15 protein-coding genes are annotated in these 15,439 nt (G+C 68.9%); 10 read left to right on the forward strand and 5 right to left on the reverse strand.

Features of this window, described 5'->3' with window-relative positions:
- Window positions 1-4 precede the first annotated feature (4 nt).
- Window positions 5-649 (reverse strand): hypothetical protein, encoded by a 645-nt coding sequence (locus ACQP2E_RS00985; RefSeq protein ID WP_433828005.1) that lies wholly within the window; start codon window positions 647-649, stop codon window positions 5-7.
- Between the two features lie 304 nt (window positions 650-953).
- On the opposite strand from ACQP2E_RS00985, the gene ACQP2E_RS00990 reads away from it, so the two are divergent.
- From ACQP2E_RS00990 to ACQP2E_RS01010, 5 genes are read left to right on the forward strand one after another with little or no spacing between them, the layout of a single operon-like run.
- Window positions 954-2,414, forward strand: a complete 1,461-nt coding sequence (locus ACQP2E_RS00990) for a menaquinone biosynthesis decarboxylase (RefSeq protein WP_111651917.1) — start codon at window positions 954-956, stop codon at window positions 2,412-2,414.
- Window positions 2,411-3,298 carry a menaquinone biosynthesis prenyltransferase MqnP gene (gene mqnP / locus ACQP2E_RS00995; RefSeq protein WP_433828006.1) on the forward strand — a complete coding sequence of 296 codons (888 nt, stop codon included), beginning with the start codon at window positions 2,411-2,413 and terminating at the stop codon, window positions 3,296-3,298. Before ACQP2E_RS00990 ends, mqnP begins: the two co-directional genes overlap by 4 nt.
- Window positions 3,299-3,329: 31 nt before the next feature.
- Window positions 3,330-3,824: a SigE family RNA polymerase sigma factor gene (locus ACQP2E_RS01000; RefSeq protein WP_433828007.1), complete on the forward strand. Its 495-nt coding sequence runs from the start codon at window positions 3,330-3,332 to the stop codon at window positions 3,822-3,824.
- The gene (locus ACQP2E_RS01005; protein ID WP_433828008.1) at window positions 3,811-4,815 is read left to right on the forward strand and encodes a hypothetical protein; all 1,005 of its coding nucleotides are present in this window, start codon (window positions 3,811-3,813) and stop codon (window positions 4,813-4,815) included. Before ACQP2E_RS01000 ends, ACQP2E_RS01005 begins: the two co-directional genes overlap by 14 nt.
- 16 nt (window positions 4,816-4,831) lie before the next feature.
- Window positions 4,832-5,455 carry a UbiX family flavin prenyltransferase gene (locus tag ACQP2E_RS01010; RefSeq protein ID WP_433828009.1) on the forward strand — a complete coding sequence of 208 codons (624 nt, stop codon included), beginning with the start codon at window positions 4,832-4,834 and terminating at the stop codon, window positions 5,453-5,455.
- Here ACQP2E_RS01010 and ACQP2E_RS01015 read toward each other — a convergent pair.
- The gene (locus tag ACQP2E_RS01015; protein WP_111651922.1) at window positions 5,452-5,727 is read right to left on the reverse strand and encodes a BldC family transcriptional regulator; all 276 of its coding nucleotides are present in this window, start codon (window positions 5,725-5,727) and stop codon (window positions 5,452-5,454) included. The two genes, ACQP2E_RS01010 and ACQP2E_RS01015, sit on opposite strands and share 4 nt — an antisense overlap.
- A gap of 211 nt (window positions 5,728-5,938) precedes the next feature.
- Here ACQP2E_RS01015 and ACQP2E_RS01020 point away from each other — a divergent pair, with 211 nt between their 5' ends.
- Window positions 5,939-6,388: an Lrp/AsnC family transcriptional regulator gene (locus tag ACQP2E_RS01020; protein ID WP_433828010.1), complete on the forward strand. Its 450-nt coding sequence runs from the start codon at window positions 5,939-5,941 to the stop codon at window positions 6,386-6,388.
- A 7-nt stretch (window positions 6,389-6,395) separates the two neighbouring features.
- Entirely contained in the window at window positions 6,396-7,490 is a 1,095-nt protein-coding gene (locus tag ACQP2E_RS01025) for a PLP-dependent cysteine synthase family protein (protein ID WP_433833713.1), read from the forward strand.
- Window positions 7,491-7,697: 207 nt separating this feature from the next.
- Here ACQP2E_RS01025 and ACQP2E_RS01030 read toward each other — a convergent pair whose 3' ends face one another.
- The 3 genes from ACQP2E_RS01030 to ACQP2E_RS01040 form a co-directional block, all read right to left on the reverse strand.
- The gene (locus ACQP2E_RS01030) at window positions 7,698-9,650 is read right to left on the reverse strand and encodes a DEAD/DEAH box helicase (protein WP_433828011.1); all 1,953 of its coding nucleotides are present in this window, start codon (window positions 9,648-9,650) and stop codon (window positions 7,698-7,700) included.
- 306 nt (window positions 9,651-9,956) lie between these two features.
- A complete protein-coding gene (locus ACQP2E_RS01035) occupies window positions 9,957-10,346 on the reverse strand; it encodes a hypothetical protein (RefSeq protein WP_433828012.1) in 390 nt (129 codons plus the stop codon).
- Between the two features lie 1,775 nt (window positions 10,347-12,121).
- Window positions 12,122-13,801 carry a C40 family peptidase gene (locus ACQP2E_RS01040; RefSeq protein WP_433828013.1) on the reverse strand — a complete coding sequence of 560 codons (1,680 nt, stop codon included), beginning with the start codon at window positions 13,799-13,801 and terminating at the stop codon, window positions 12,122-12,124.
- Window positions 13,802-14,032: 231 nt separating this feature from the next.
- Here ACQP2E_RS01040 and ACQP2E_RS01045 point away from each other — a divergent pair, with 231 nt between their 5' ends.
- Genes ACQP2E_RS01045 through ACQP2E_RS01055 form a run of 3 tightly spaced genes read left to right on the forward strand, consistent with a single transcriptional unit; the run spans window position 14,033 to window position 15,438 of the window.
- A complete protein-coding gene (locus tag ACQP2E_RS01045; RefSeq protein WP_433828014.1) occupies window positions 14,033-14,668 on the forward strand; it encodes a hypothetical protein in 636 nt (211 codons plus the stop codon).
- Between the two features lie 13 nt (window positions 14,669-14,681).
- Window positions 14,682-15,110, forward strand: a complete 429-nt coding sequence (locus tag ACQP2E_RS01050) for a hypothetical protein (RefSeq protein WP_433828015.1) — start codon at window positions 14,682-14,684, stop codon at window positions 15,108-15,110.
- A gap of 13 nt (window positions 15,111-15,123) precedes the next feature.
- Window positions 15,124-15,438 (forward strand): DUF4229 domain-containing protein, encoded by a 315-nt coding sequence (locus tag ACQP2E_RS01055; protein WP_433828016.1) that lies wholly within the window; start codon window positions 15,124-15,126, stop codon window positions 15,436-15,438.
- Window position 15,439 lies beyond the last annotated feature (1 nt).

Here is a 15,439-nt window from a genome sequence, read left to right on the forward strand (position 1 = left end):
GCCGTCAACAGTCTCCGGCTGTCCACGTGTCGTAACGCGTCACCCAGTCAAGACAGAAACCGCCTCGGCGCAACTGCTGCCCCGGGGCGGTTCCCGTTTGAGTGGCCACGTCCTCGCGCCAGTACCGGGCCGGTCCGCCCTCGGCCGGGCGCAGCTGCACGTTGTCCACTGTCACCCGGGGCACGTCGATGCGGACGATCGGCTTCTTCGCGTCGGCGTGCACCTCGACGTACTGCTCCATGTTCGCGGACTTGCCGACCGGCAGCTTCTGGGTGGTGAGCAGGTTCCAGCGGTTGTTCCACCAGAGCCAGGCCTGCCAGATGCCGTCCGCGTCGGTGTGCAGGTCGACCCAGACCGTGTCGCCGGGCCGGATCGGGTACTGGTCGTAGAACTGCCAGGCGTTCGTGTTGGTGTTGAAGGTGTAGACGCGCTGCTTGCCGGGGCTGGACCAGCCGGTCTCCGCCCAGCCCGCCTCCAGCCACGAGATCCGGCCGCTGCCCATGTCCCGCTTCGCCATGAACCGGCTCGCCACGAAGTCGTAGGTGTTCGGGCGTACCGAGACGTCCACCACGGAGAGCCGGCCGGAGACGCCGCCCCACTCGCCGCTGGTGCCCGCCCCTAGGTGGTGATAGCCGCTCGGAGTGTTCACTCCGGGGAGGGTCACGCGTACCGAAGACTCGAGAATGCGACCGACGGCCCGGCACGCACCGGGGGTTCTGGGCCCGGCCGGCGCTGCCGGCGGCTTTGTCGAGCGCGCGCCCGGCGCGCAGTGAGGCAGCTTGGCTGCCGCGAAGGTCGCCGGAGCGGCCACCGCGAGACCGGCGAACAATCCGGTCAGCGCACACCATCGGGCCACGTTGCGGAGCTTCACGATCCGGTCAACGCGAGTGCCCGATCACTAGTGACGGGACCTGCCAGCCAGTCGGCGGTGATCCGGTGCCAGACTGGGTGGCATGGCGCCGCGTGGATTCCCCTATGCCGATCTGCAGAGCTTCATCGCCGCCCTCGAACAGGCGGGTGAGCTGCGCAGGATCAAAGTTCCGGTGGATCCGACGCTGGAGATCAGCGAGGTGGTGACCCGGACCGTGCGGGCCGATGGGCCGGCATTGTTGTTCGAACGGCCGACCCGGGGCGAGATGCCTCTGGTGATCAACCTGTTCGGCACCGAGAAGCGGATGGCGATGGCGCTCGGCGTCGACCGCCTCGACGAGATCGGCGAGCGGATCGGCGCGCTGGCGAAACCGGAGCTGCCGGTCGGCTGGTCCGGGATCCGTGAGGGCATCGCGAAGGTTCTGCAGCTCAAGAGCGTGCCGCCGAAGCAGGTGAAGAGCGCACCCTGCCAGGAGGTCGTGCTCAAGGGCGACGACGTCGACCTGAACCTGCTGCCCGGCCTGCAGGTCTGGCCCGGTGACGGCGGCATCTTCCACAACTTCGGGCTGACCCACACGAAGCACCCGGAGACCGGGAAGCGCAATCTCGGGCTCTACCGGCTCCAGCAGCACTCGAAGAACACGCTCGGCATGCACTGGCAGATCCACAAGGACTCCACAGCCCATCACGCGGTCGCCGAGAAGCTCGGTCAGCGCCTGCCGGTCGCCATCGCGATCGGCTGCGACCCGGTGGTGACGTACTCGGCCAGCGCGCCGCTGCCGTCCGACATCGACGAGTACCTGTTCGCCGGCTTCCTCAAGGGCGAGCGGATCGAGATGGTCGACTGCCTGACCGTGCCGCTGCAGGTCCCGGCCTCGGCGCAGATCGTCCTGGAGGGTTACCTGGAGCCCGGCGAGCGGTTGCCGGAGGGCCCGTTCGGTGACCACACCGGCTTCTACACCCCGGTCGAGCCGTTCCCGGTGCTGCACGTCGAGACCATGACGATGCGCAAGAAGCCGATCTACCACTCGATCGTCACGTCGAAGCCGCCGCAGGAGGACCACGGCCTCGGCAAGGCCACCGAGCGGATCTTCCAGCCGCTGCTGAAGATCCTGATCCCGGACATCGTCGATTACGACCTGCCGGCCGCCGGTGTCTTCCACAACTGCCTGCTCGTGTCGATCCGCAAGCGGTACCCGAAGCACGCGCAGAAGGTGATGAACGCGATCTGGGGCGCCCACCTCATGTCGCTCACCAAGCTCATCGTGGTGGTGGACGAGGACTGCGACGTGCACGACTATCAGGAGGTCGCGTTCCGGGCGTTCGGCAACGTCGACTACGCACGGGACCTGTTGCTCACCGAGGGGCCGGTCGACCACCTGGACCACGCGTCCTACCAGCAGTTCTGGGGTGGGAAAGCGGGTGTCGACGCCACCCGTAAGCTGCCCGCCGAGGGTTACACCCGGGGCTGGCCGGAAGAGATGGTCATGTCGCCCGAGGTCGTGTCGCTCGTCGACAAGCGGTGGAAGGAATACGGGATATGACGACTGCCGTGGAGAAACCCGGCAAGGTCAAGGCCTTCCTGCGGCTCGTGATGATCGAGCACTCGATCTTCGCGCTGCCGTTCGCCTACCTGTCGGCGCTTGTCGCCATCGACCGGGACGGCACCGGGCGGCACTGGGGTGACCTGGTGCTGGTCACGATTGCGATGGTGTCCGGGCGTACCTTCGCGATGGCCGCCAACCGGATCCTGGACCGCAAGATCGATGCGCAGAACCCGCGAACCGAGAACCGGGAGCTGGTCACCGGCGCGGTAAGCGTCCGCACGGCCTGGACCGGGGCGCTGGTCTCGCTCGCCTTCCTGTTCGTCTCGGCCGGCCTGCTCAACCCGCTCTGCCTGGCGCTCTCGCCGCTCGCCGTGATCCCGCTGGTCGTCTACCCGTACGCGAAACGGTTCACGAACTTCCCGCACTACGTCCTGGCGCTGGCCCAGGCGGTCGCACCGGTCGGCGCGTGGCTGGCGATCACCGGCACGTTCGCGGGCTCGTGGCCGGCGTGGGTGCTCGGTGTCGCGGTCGGATTGTGGATCGGTGGCTTCGACATCATCTACGCCTGCCAGGACATCGAGGTGGACCGGCGGATCGGGGTGCACTCGACGCCGGCGCGGTTCGGTGTTGCTACGGCCTTGAGGATTTCGACTTTTACCCACATCGCGTGTTTCGCGCTTTTCATCTGGTTCGGCCAGCTGGTCGGCTTGACCTGGTTCTGGTGGGCCGGCCTCCTGCTGACCGGCGCCGGGCTCGTCTATCAGCACGTCGTTGTGACCGAGCACGATCTTTCCAAGGTCAACCGGGCGTTCTTCACCGCCAACGGCTTCATCGCGATCGCGCTGTTCGTCTTCGCCCTCCTCGATCTGATCCTGCTGTAACCCGCCAGGCGTCGACGAACGTCTAACCCCCGTGAGCGATCGAGAGACCCAGTTCCGGGAGTTCGTCGCCGCGCGGATGGAGTCTTTGCGCGGGCTGGCGTATCTCACCTGTGGTGACTGGCAGCTGGCCGAGGACGCGGTGCTGGCTGCCCTGCCGCGGCTGTATGTCAAGTGGAACCGCATCGACAACCACGATGCCTATGCGCGCACCGCTGTGGTCCGGGCCGCGATCGACGAGACTCGCCGCCCGTGGTGGAAGCGCGAACGGGCGGCCGAGTTGTTGCCCGAGCGCGCCGAACCCGACGACGCCACCCAGGCTGTGCACGACAGGCTGCACCTGAGGGCCGCGTTGGGCCGCTTACCGGTCCGCCAGCGCGCTGTCCTGGTGCTGCGCTTCCTGGAAGGCCTCAGCGTGCAGCAGACCGCCGCCGCGCTGAAATGCCCGGAAGGCACCGTCAAGGTCTACACCGCGCGAGGTCTCGCAACGCTGCGTCAGATCCTGGAGGCACCCTATGCGAATCGATGAATTGCTCGAAGAAGCCAAGGCCGACGCGCCGCCGACACGCCTGGCCGTCGACGACCTGGTGAACGCCGGGCGGCGCCGGCTGCGCCGTAGGAACGCCGGGTGGGCGATCACGGCTGTGGTGGCGGTCGCCACCGCAATCGGGGTGCCGCAGATCCTCACCCGGCCGGCGGCATTGCCCGCGGTGACGCCGACCGTTCCCGTTCCCGTCACCGTTCCCGTCGTCCCGGAGAAATTCTCTTTCACCCCGGCTTTTCACGGCTACTCGGCCGGCGGTTATACCGTGGACGAGCCCGCCGCGATGTCTCTCGGGTGGACGTCCGCGAAGATCCGCGAGGGTGACGAGGGGGTGGCCTACCTCAGCGTGTACCCGCCGGGCGTCCAGCGGATTCCGGAGGACGGCGCCAAGAAGTTCGAGACCGAGCCGGTCGACGGACGTGACGCATATTTTCTCCGCTTGAAGACCGGCAGTGAGTACCTCGTCTGGGAACTCGCCGACGGAGGAACGGGCCAGGTGGGCGACACCGAGAAACTGTCCCGAGCCCAGATGCGCAAGATCGCGGCAGGCTTCGCGCTCGGCGACGGGAAACCACTGGGAACGGCCTTGACCGCCACGTACATCCCGGACGATTACCGGCTCTTCGTGGCGAACGACCTCCGCGCCCGCTTCGTCACCGAGGCGAAGACCAAGGAGATCCTGGCCCGGCCCGACCGCGAGCACGCGCCGGGCGTGGTGCGCAGTCTGATCTCCATCGAGCTGGAGCCGGTGACTGAGGGGACACCTACGAAGCCGGCGTGCCACGAGGACATTCCGTCATGTCAGAAACGGGTGCTGGACGGCCGCTACTCGCTTGTCGTCTCCGGGCACGGCGTCAAGCTCGCCGAGCTGCGGAAGATCTTCGAATCGGTCCGGGCTGCCGACCCGGAGAAGCCTTCCACCTGGACGCCGGTGGACGAGGCATACCCCACGTTTGTGCTGCCCCAGCTCAACTGACGGCACACTGGAAGACATGCGCGAACCTTGGCTCGTCGGTGTCTCCGGTGCTTCCGGCACTCCGTACGCGAAAGCGGTGATCACCGGTCTCCTTGACGCAGGAGAATCCGTTGATCTGGTGATCTCCCGGGCTGCCCGGCTCACCCTGCTGGACGAGACCGGCGCGACGGTCCGGGACGCGCACTGGAAGGACGATGTGTCCTCGTGGCTCGGCCGGGACCTGGGCGACCTGGCGTACTGGCCGGCCGGTGACCTGGCCGCCGGCCCGAGCAGTGGTTCCTACCCGGTGCGCGGCATGGCCGTTGTTCCGGCGAGCACTGCTGCGTGCGCCGGGATCGCCATCGGTCTTTCCAAAGATCTGTTGCAGCGCGCCGCCGAGGTGAATCTCAAAGAACGACGACGCACGGTAGTGGTGCCCCGGGAGACTCCGGTTACCCGGAGTCACCTGGAGCACCTCATCGCTTTACACGATGCCGGTGCGGTGGTCCTGCCGGCGAGCCCGGGCTTTTACGGGTCCGGGGCAGGTGCCACCGCACAACAATTGATCGACTTTGTTGCCGGTAAGGTGCTGGACGCTTTGGGCGTATCGCATACGCTTTTCCGCAGATGGACCGGCGAGCTGGGCGAAGGACGCGTTTAACGCAATCCGTTGGGCGGGCCGTAACCCGCACCTGGATTTGCCGGGCCGTTGTTACGCGGCTTGTTGGCGGCGTCGTCCTCGCGCATTTCCTCGACCACGCCGTCGCCTTCCAGCAACGCGCGGACCTCGGACTCGCGGAATCGGCGGTGTCCACCGGGAGTACGGATGCTGCCGATGCGCCCGGCTGCTGCCCAGCGCGTTACGGTTTTGGGGTCGACGCGGAAAAGCGCGGCGACTTCGCCCGGCGTCAGCAGACGATCTCCAGTGTCCACAACCCCCTCCTTGTGTGTGTTCTGGAGCGGCCGGTGGTCACGCTGAGTGTCGGCTTGCTCGATCGGGACGTAAAGCCATTAGAGCACCGCCCCTGAACCAAGTCCGTGAAATGCGGAAAAAGCCCCGATTGCGACAACGGTCATTATCCTGGCCCCCTTTCCCCGCTACCGGGCGTGAAGGTGGGAGCGCCACCCGATTAGGGTTTCAGGCATGGACTCCATCGACCTCCGGCTGATCGACCTGCTACGAGAGAACGCACGCTCGTCGTACGCCGAGCTCGCCCGCAAGGTCGGCCTCTCCGCCCCCGCAGTGCACGAGCGTGTGGGTAAGCTCGAGACCGCCGGAACCATACGCGGTTACCGGGCCGACATCGACCACGACGCGATCGGACTCGGCGTCACCGCGCTGATCGGCATCATCGAGGACTCCGGTGCCGACACCGACGACGTGCTCACCGCGGTCCGCGCGATGCCCGAAGTGGAGAGCTGCTACTTCATGGCCGGGGTCGAGTCGTACCAGCTCACCGTGCGGGTCGGCACGATCGCCGAGTTGGAGCAGCTGATCGTCCGGATCAATCGGACCCCTGGTGTCGCGTCCACGCGTACCGCTATCGCGCTCTCCACCAAGTGGGAAAACCGACCACAGCCGGGGCTGGGCTGAGATGGAAATCACCAGCCTCGATCGCTCCGGCATCGTCGAGCGTAACTGGGCCCGCGACGCGATCGCGCAGGTCGAGGCGGACGCGAACCGGTCGGCCGACACCCATCTGATCCCGTTCCCGCTGCCCCGCGCCTGGGGGATCGACCTCTACCTCAAGGACGAGTCGTCGCACCCCACCGGCTCGCTCAAGCACCGGCTGGCCCGCTCGCTCTTCCTGTACTCGCTCTGCAACGGCTGGATCGGCCCGCGAACGACCATCGTGGAGGCTTCGTCCGGATCGACAGCGGTGAGTGAGGCGTACTTCGCGCGAATGCTCGGCCTGCCGTTCATCGCGGTGATGCCGGCCAGCACGTCCTCGGAGAAGATCTCGCTGATCGAGTTCCAGGGCGGCAAGTGCCACCTGGTGCCGACCGCGACCGAGGTGGTGCCCGAGGCGATCAAGCTCGCGGCCGAGCTCGGCGGGCACTTCATGGACCAGTTCACGCACGCCGAGCGAGCCACCGACTGGCGCGGCAACAACAACATCGCGGAGTCGATCTTCAGCCAGCTCGCTCTGGAACGGCACCGGATCCCGGCCTGGATCGTCGTCGGCGCCGGCACCGGAGGCACCAGCGCGACAATCGGCCGCTTCGCCCGATACCGCCGATTCGCCACGAAGCTGTGCGTTGTCGACCCGGAAGGCTCGGCGTTCTGGCAGGCTTATCTCGCCGGCGACTGGAGCGTCGTGACCGGCCAGGGTTCCCGCATCGAAGGCATCGGCCGCCCGTGCGTCGAGCCGTCGTTCCAGCCCGGCGTGGTTGACCGGATGGTGCACGTGCCGGACGCCGCGTCGCTCGCCACCATGCGAGCCGCCTCGGACGTGCTCGGCCGCCGGGTGGGCGGCTCAACCGGCACCAACCTCTGGGGCTCGTTCCGCCTGATCGCCGAAATGCTCGCTGCCGGCCGCACAGGCTCCCTGGTCACGCTCATCTGCGATGGCGGCGAACGCTACGCCAACACCTATTACTCCGACGACTGGGTCACCCGCCAAGGCCTCGACCTCGCCCCGCACACCGCGGTCGTCAGCCGCTTCCTCTCCGACGGAGAGTGGCGAGACCGCTGAGCGTCCCTCACCCTTCTATTTGGTACGCGTAACCGCCGGGCCGGCGTGCCACTCCGGCCACGCCCAACTGCCCGCTCAAGGCCGTCGGCGGCTTCCGGCGGCCCAGAAACGCAGGCTCCAGAGATCCAGGCAAGCAAAGGCCCGGCACGCTGATCACGTGCCGGGCCTTTGTCGTGCTTCTAACGGTTACGCACCGCCGGCTTCAGCTCAGTAGCTGCGGGCCGGGCGGGACGTGCCGAAGCGACCCTGGGGGCCCTCGCGGCGGTCGCCACGGGGAGCCTCACGGCGCTGGCCGGTCGGACGGTCACCGTAGTGACGCTCGCCGGCCGGACGGTCGGTACGGGCCGGACGGTCGCCGTATCCGCCACGGTCACCGGCGGGCCGGTCACCGAACGAACGCTGCGGGCGGTCGCCGTAGCCGCCACGGTCGCCGGCGGGCCGGTCACCGTACTGGGGGCGGTCGCTGCCGGCCGGGCGGTCGCCGTACTGCGGGCGGTCGCCAAACGAACGCTGCGGGCGGTCGCCGTAGCCACCACGGTCGCCGGTCGGACGGTCACCGGCGGGCCGGTCACCGTACTGCGGGCGGTCGCTGCCGGCCGGGCGGTCGCCGAACGAGCGACGCGGACGGTCACTGAAGCCGCCACGCTCGTTACGGTCGCCGAACGAACGCTGCGGGCGGTCGCCGTACCCGCCACGCGACGGACGGTCACCGAAGCGGCGGGGACGGTCGCCACGCTCGCGGCGCTGCTCCGGCTCCTCGACAACCGGGATGCCGCTCGGCTGGCGAGCGCCGGTGATCTCGGACAGCTTCTCGTCGCCGACCCGGACCCGGGTCTCGGCCGGCGCGACGCCGGCCTTGGTCAGCATCGCCTGAGTGGTGCGGCGCTGCTTCGGCAGGACCAGCGTCACGACCGCGCCGGACTCGCCGGCCCGAGCGGTACGACCGGCCCGGTGCAGGTAGTCCTTCGGGTCCTTCGGCGGGTCCACGTGCATGACCAGCGAAATGCCGTCGACGTGGATGCCACGCGCCGCCACGTCCGTCGCGACCAGGACGTTCGTCCGGCCTTCCTTGAACTCGGCGAGCGTGCGGGTGCGTACCCGCTGGGTCTTGCCACCGTGCAGCGCGCCGGCGCGAACGCCCACCGCGGCGAGCTGCTCGACCAGGCGGTCGACGCCCATCTGGGTACGGGCGAAGACGATGGTCTTGCCGTCCCGGTTGGCGATCCACGACGTGATCGGGAACTTGTCCGCCGGCGGGATCAGCAGCATGTGGTGATCCATCGTGGACACGCTGGCCTCAGCCGGCGCGGTCGAGTGGGTCACCGGGTCGTGCATGAAGCGCTTGACCAGGCTGTCGACGTCACCGTCCAGAGTGGCCGAGAACAGCAGGCGCTGCGCGTTCTCCGGCGTCTTGGACAGCAGGTCGGTGACCTCGGGCAGGAAGCCCATGTCGGCCATCTGGTCGGCCTCGTCCAGCACGGTGATCTCGACGTCGTCGAGACGGCACGCGCCACGCTCGATCAGGTCGGCGAGCCGGCCCGGCGTAGCGACGATGACCTCGACGCCACGGCGCAGAGCGTCCATCTGACGGTCGTACGGAACGCCGCCGACGGCGGTCTTCAGGAAGACGCCGACCGAACGGCCGAGCGGCATGAGCGAGTCGGCCACCTGCATGGCCAGCTCACGGGTCGGCACCAGGATCAGGGCCTTGGGGTAGTGCGGGCGAGCCTTGCCGCTCAGCGCGATCCGGGCGAGCACCGGAAGGCCGAAGGCGAGCGTCTTGCCGGAGCCGGTCTGGCCGCGGCCGAGCACGTCACGGCCGGCCAGAGCGTCCGGAACGGTGGCGGCCTGGATCTCGAACGGCGTGGAGATGCCCTCACGGGTCAGCACGCGGACGATCTCGGCGGGGAGGCCGAGGTCACCGAAGGTGAGACTCGGGGCCTCGACGGCCTCCGGCGCCTCAGCGGCCTCGGGGGCCGCAGCGATCTCGGGAGAGTCAGTCTGCTCAGCAGCGGCCTCAACGGTCGCGCTGGCCTCGGTGTTCTCGGCCGTCTCCGAGGACTCCGGGGCGATGATCTCCGTGGTCGCGGTGGTTTCTTCTGATGTTGCGGGGGTTTCGAGTACGGACGGGAACGTGCTGGGATCAGCGAAAGTGGTCAAGAGAACCTCTCTACGGGGGCGCATGCTCGCGAAAGGCCCGCCGCGGATTCTGAGAACCGCTCGCTGAAATGCCCGCAAGAACGCCCGTGGCGTGCACCGGGTGGGCACGCCGCGTGAATAACTGTCATTAGTGTACGGGTCAACGTTTGCCAGACCGGCCGCATTCCCGGCTGGTAGTGGGCAGGCTCACCCGGAGCACAACCCTGCAAGCTTAGGTCTAGACGCTCCCAGCGGCAAATACTCACCGCATCGGGTTAACCCGTCCGTCCTCGCCGTAACCTCCACCCGGTCCGATCTCAGCGGTACTCAACCGCCGATGTTCTTGACCATGTCGGTGAAGGCGTCGCCCGCGGTGAATACGAAGATGAGGCTGATCGTGACGAGCAGGCCGAGCACGGCCAGCATCGCGACGACCACCTTGAAGTTGCTCCGCCGCTGGTCGACGGGGCCGTCGTGCCAGCCCTGCGCCAGGATGTGCCCGGTCAGCGAGCCGGAGTTCTCCACCGGGTCGACGTTGACCGGCATCGTCATGTCGATGGCCGGGTAGCCACCGGTGCTGTAGACCGTCCCACCGGCCTGCGCCCGCTGCTGCGGCACGCCGTTCTGCACCGGTGTGGTGGGCGGGGGAGTGTTGAACCCGTACGGGTTCCCGGTCTGCACCGGTTGAGTCATGTCGCTGGGAACCTGCTGCGTCATGTCGCTGTTCTCCGGTGCGGACGGGAAGCCCGGATAGGCCTTCGAGACGGGCGTGCCATAGGTCTTAGGCGGTCCAGAGGTCGTAGGCGGCCCAGTAGGCGGCAACCCACCCGGCCCGGCGGCAGGCGGCAGCGTGTAAGCCGGCAACCCGTTTCCGATGACCGGCGGCACCGGGCCCGGTCCAGGCGGCATCGGTCCAGGCGGCATCGGTCCAGGCGGCACCGGTCCAGGCGGCACCGGCCCTGGCCCCGGAGGGACAGGGCTTGGTCCTGGCCCGGGCGGGACAGGGCTGGGTCCAGGACCCGGTGGCACGGGGTTCGGCCCTGGCCCGGGCGGAATCGGGGACGGCCCTGGGCCTGGCGGCACGGGTTTCGGCGCGGGCGGAACCGGGCTCGGGGCCGGACTTGGAGCTGGCGTCGGCGGGGCCGGCGTGGGCCCGGGTCCCGGGACCGGGTCCAGTGGTCCCGGGGTGGGCACCGGGCTAGGCGCAGGGCCTGGAGGCAGCGGCGTTGGGGCCGGCTCCGGCGTGGGCGTCGGGAGCGGTCCGGGCGGCTCCGGGAACGGCACCGGCGGCGGACTGATCGGCTCCGGCCGGATCGGGCCGGGCTCGGGTGCGGGCTCAGCAGGCTGAGGACGCGCCGGAACAGGCCGCGGCCCAGGCGCGGGGCCAACCGGGTCAGCGGGGTCAACCGGGTCAGCGGGGTCCGCAGGGTCGGCCGGGTCCGCAGGGTCGGCCGGATCCCCCGGGTCAGCGGGATCGGCTGGGTCAGCGGGATTGGCCGGGTCAGCGGGATCGGCTGGATCCCCCGGGTCGGCGGGATCTCCGGGATCCATCGGGTCAGCGGGATCTGCTGGGTTAGCGGGATCTGCTGGGTCAGCCAGCTTGGCGGAGTCGGGCTCGGCGGCGTCGGTCTTGACGGAGCCGGCCTCGGCTTCGGGCTCGGCTGGTTTGACATCGGTCGAGGCAGAGCCGTTGGAGGACTCGGCAGCCTTGAACTCCGCCACCTTCGCCTCGAAGAACGCGGAACCGCTGACAGGCTTGGCAGTCTCGATCTCGGCAGCCTTGGCCGCCGCGCTGTTCTCGGCAGGCGCCGAGCCGTTGGGAGACTCGGTGCTCGTGGACTCGGCTTCGTCGCTGGGCTGGTGCGGAACTCCGTAAACCGCCGGCTTCCCCGACGAGTGCACCTCGCCGTCGCCGGGCCGGATCGCGCCTGGCACGGTGGCGCGGGCGGCGCCGGCAGCGGGCACAGCCGAAATCGGCCGAACCGACCCACCGGACAAAGGAACCCCCGACACCGGCGCAGAGCCGGCAGCCGGAGGCCGCGAAACCGAAGCCGACCCACTCACCGGTGGGCTGGAAACAGGAGCCGAGCCACTCGCCGACGGGCTGGAGACAGGAACCGAGCCACTCGCCGGTGGGCTGGAGACAGGCGCCGAGCCACTCGCCGGCGGGCTGGAGACAGGAGCCGAGCCCGAGGCCCACAGTGCTCCAGGCGCAGGTGGAGGCGGTGGTGCGTACCCCTCGGTGTCGGGCGCCGGCGGCCGCGCGGCTGCCGGCGTGCCGAGCTCGCCGTCCCGGGTCGCCTGCTGGTCCTCCATGGGTCCTCCCGACCACCGCTGCCGACGGTTCGGACGTCGCGCGCTGACCTTAACCGTGCCACATCAGCCGGTGTGAACACACCCGGCATCAGGCTCGCTTGCCGGACGCCGGGTGTCCGATGGGCTGATGGCCGTTTCGGATGGAATTTCGGGAGTTTTTACCGACTCAAATCTGACTATTCGGCAGAGGACGATGTGGACTCGGAAGGGGAATTCGACTCCGTGTCCGCACTCGCCGCGGAGGACTCGGCCGCGGAGGACTCAGCCGCGCTGCTCGAAGACTCCACCGCGGCCGGCGACGAGGACGTCTCTGCCGGTGCCGGCGTGGTCGCCGGCGCGCTCGGTGAGGTGGCGGGCGGCGGGGTGGTCGTGGTCGCCGGCGCACTGGGCGAGGTGGCGGGCGGCGGGGTGGTCGTGGTCACCGGCGTGCTGGGCGACGTCGTCTTGGTCGGCGATGTCGACGGCGAGGTCGTCTTCGTGGGTGTCGTCGACGGCGACGGCGTCTTGGACGGCGTGGTCGACGGGACCGCCGACTTCGTGGGCGACGCCGACGGCGAGGTCGGCGTGGTCCCGGCCGGTGACGTCGGTGTGGTCCCGGCCGGTTCGTCCGGGTCGGGAGCGCCCAGATCAGGGGCCTCGGTGTCACCCTCGATCGAGCCGAACACCCGGGTGGCCGCGAAGAGCCGGCTCCACCGGACCGGCGTGAGCCGGACGTTCAGACCCGTGCGGGGCGCCTCCACCATCATGCCCTCGCCCGCGTACATGGCGACGTGGTGAATGCCGGTCCAGCTGTTGGAGGAGCTGAAGAAGAGAAGGTCGCCGGGGAGCAACGAGTACCGCGAGACCGTCCGGTTGCGGGTCTGGTTGAACTGGTCGCGCGACACACGGACGAGCGGGTAACCCGCGCCGGACGAGCGGTAGGCCGCGTACATCAGGCCGGAGCAGTCGTACTGATCCGGGCCCTCCTCGGACCACACGTACGGGTCGCCGCGCTGCGCTAGCGCGAACTCGAGCGCCTTGATGGCCCGGGCGTCGGCGCTGCGACCGGCTTCAGTCCCGGCGAGGTAGTCGTTGCCGAGAGCCTGGTCAGCCGCGTTCTGAACGGTCTCGGCGGCGCTCAGCTCGGCCGCGTTGTCCAGCTCGAGTTTCTGCTGGGCGGCCTGTTTCTTGGTGAGCTGGGCGCTCAGTTTCGTCCACTCGCCGTTGAGCTGCTCGTATTTGGCGCCGGAGACGGTCTGCTCGTCCAGCGCGAGCTGCGCGGCGGTCTGCGCCGAGTCGAGGCGGCGGGCGGCTGCCTGGTGCACGGTGTCGTCACCGCGCTGGAGCCGAGCCAGCGACTCGAGGTCGATCAGGCCGGAACCGGTGGCGCCGGGCGGGAGCGCGGCCGCATCGAGGACCGCGGCGTCAGCGGCCTCGACGGCGGCAGTCTGCGCCGACCGGAGTGACTCCTGCGCGGCCAGCACTTTCTGATCCGCGGTGGTGACCTGGTTCTGCACGATGTCGCGGTCCTGGCCGACCCGGATCAGCTCGTCGCCGAGAGTGGCGATCTCCGCGCGGCCTTTCTCCACCTTGGCGACGATGGGGCTGGTCGCGATGCCGGTGATCGAGGTCGCCGGAACGGTCGTGGTGGTGGAGGCCGGTGCGCCGGGGAGAACGAGAGATCCGAGCTGCGTCGGGCGGGACCCGCTGTCGGGGATCGAGACCGGGGTGGCAGGTGCGGGGTCGGTCGGCGCGGCCATCGCGGGGATCGGCTGGAACAGCGCGGCGATCGCCGCCAGCACCGCCGCCGGGTACACGAACGGACGGAGACGCCAAGGTACGAAGCGTGACGATCCGTACCGCACAGCCTTGGACATGAGCTCCCCGTCCGCGCGGACCTAGACCGCGCTAGTCGTTCCTTAAGGTTCATACCCCAGGGCGAGGACCGGTGTCGATCGAAAGAAGGTGAAAACACGCTGAGAGAATTTCGACTTTCCGGTGTCCGTGAAGATCATCGCAGGTGCCGGAGGTAACGGCCGCGCACGTCCCGTACTTGTTGTCGGACCCGGCACGTACCCTCGACCACGAGGTTGACGAAAGGGGCGCACATGGACGCCGGGCTCAAACGCGAACTCGAGGCGAAGGTCTACGCCGGCGAACGGCTGACCCGTGAGGACGGCATCGCGCTCCACGAGTCGGACGATCTGGTCTGGCTCGGCCGGCTGGCCCATCACCGCCGCACCGAGCTGACCGGTGACCGAGTGACGTTCACCCTGAACGACCACCCGAACGTACTTGGTGAGTCGGCGGCCGCGCTGCCAAACGTGGTAGACGACGTGCTGCGCCTGCGCGCGCGTCAGGACGAGACCGGCGGCTTGCACACCTTCGCCCCGGTGCGCCACGAGTCGGCGATGCCGGCCGAGTCGCTGAAGGCGTTCGCCGTCGCCCGCCTGCTCCTCGACAACGTCCCGCACCTCACCGCCCTCTGGGACTCCCACGGCCTGTCCGTCGCCCAGCTCGCGCTGAACTTCGGCGCCGACGACCTGGCAAGCGCCACCCCGGAAGACGAAAACGCAGCACCAGAGAAAAAGGACGAGACCGGCCGCGACGAGCTGCTCGACCTGATCTGGGACGCCGGCTTCCAGCCGGTCGAGCGAGACGACCGCTTCGAGATCGTCAAAGAGCACGACAAGCCCATTTCGTACGCCGAGCGGCGCAGCGAACCGCAACAGGTCTGGGCCTGACGGGCAGCCCACGATGACTCAGCAGAGAAACGTGCCAGGGCTGCGCCGTGACGCCGACGGCCGGCTCGCGACCATCAACGACCTGCTGGGCGCGGCGTTCGCCGGGCTCGCGGTCGGCCTCGTGGTGCTGCTGATCTTCGAGGCGGTGATGGCGCTGACCGGCCTCGGCGAGTTCGGCGCGTCCAACGGCTGGCTCGTCCTGATCCTGCCGGTCTGGCTCTTCGTCGAGGAGTTCCGGTCCGAGGGCTTCGGGGCGGACCGGGTGATCGTCGCCGCTCTCGCCGGCGGTTTCGGTGTCGCGGCCGGGATGTCGGTGGCCGGTCTTGTCTCTTCAGTGGCACCGGCACTGGTCAGCGGCGTGGCCGGAGCAGCCACCGGTACGGTTCTGTACTGCCTGATCTGGTTCTACGGCCTCCGCTGGCTCAGCCAGCGGTCCGGCTGAGGGAGAGATAACGATGAGCCCCGCCATCAAATACACGTTCGGCCGGATCGGCCTGTTCGTGATCGTCTTCGTCGCGCTGTCACCCACCCCGCTGAACATCCTGGTCAAAGCGATGGTCGCGTTCGTCGCGTCGGCTGGGCTCTCGTTCCTGCTGCTGCGCAAGTGGCGTGACGAGATGGCCGAGCAGCTCGGCTCGATCTCCGCGAAGCGCACGGCGGAAAAGGACCGGCTGCGTTCCGCGCTGGCCGGTGACGAGGACGCCGCGGCCGCGGGTGACCGGGTCGTCGCCGCCGACACGACCGACAAAGCACCCGACAGCCGTCCCTGAC

Origin of the sequence: Actinoplanes sp. CA-015351 (assembly GCF_050955685.1) — a bacterium.
In the GTDB taxonomy this organism is placed as follows: domain Bacteria; phylum Actinomycetota; class Actinomycetes; order Mycobacteriales; family Micromonosporaceae; genus Actinoplanes.

What these genes read in the sequence shown, in the direction of transcription:
- ACQP2E_RS00990 (WP_111651917.1), top strand. Translation starts at nt 954, where the DNA reads ATGGCGCCGCGTGGATTCCCCTATGCCGATCTGCAGAGCTTCATCGCC.
- mqnP (WP_433828006.1), top strand. Translation starts at nt 2,411, where the DNA reads ATGACGACTGCCGTGGAGAAACCCGGCAAGGTCAAGGCCTTCCTGCGG.
- ACQP2E_RS01005 (WP_433828008.1), top strand. Translation starts at nt 3,811, where the DNA reads ATGCGAATCGATGAATTGCTCGAAGAAGCCAAGGCCGACGCGCCGCCG.
- ACQP2E_RS01010 (WP_433828009.1), top strand. Translation starts at nt 4,832, where the DNA reads ATGCGCGAACCTTGGCTCGTCGGTGTCTCCGGTGCTTCCGGCACTCCG.
- ACQP2E_RS01020 (WP_433828010.1), top strand. Translation starts at nt 5,939, where the DNA reads ATGGACTCCATCGACCTCCGGCTGATCGACCTGCTACGAGAGAACGCA.
- ACQP2E_RS01035 (WP_433828012.1), bottom strand. Translation starts at nt 10,346, where the DNA reads ATGACGCAGCAGGTTCCCAGCGACATGACTCAACCGGTGCAGACCGGG.
- ACQP2E_RS01040 (WP_433828013.1), bottom strand. Translation starts at nt 13,801, where the DNA reads ATGTCCAAGGCTGTGCGGTACGGATCGTCACGCTTCGTACCTTGGCGT.
- ACQP2E_RS01045 (WP_433828014.1), top strand. Translation starts at nt 14,033, where the DNA reads ATGGACGCCGGGCTCAAACGCGAACTCGAGGCGAAGGTCTACGCCGGC.
- ACQP2E_RS01050 (WP_433828015.1), top strand. Translation starts at nt 14,682, where the DNA reads ATGACTCAGCAGAGAAACGTGCCAGGGCTGCGCCGTGACGCCGACGGC.
- ACQP2E_RS01055 (WP_433828016.1), top strand. Translation starts at nt 15,124, where the DNA reads ATGAGCCCCGCCATCAAATACACGTTCGGCCGGATCGGCCTGTTCGTG.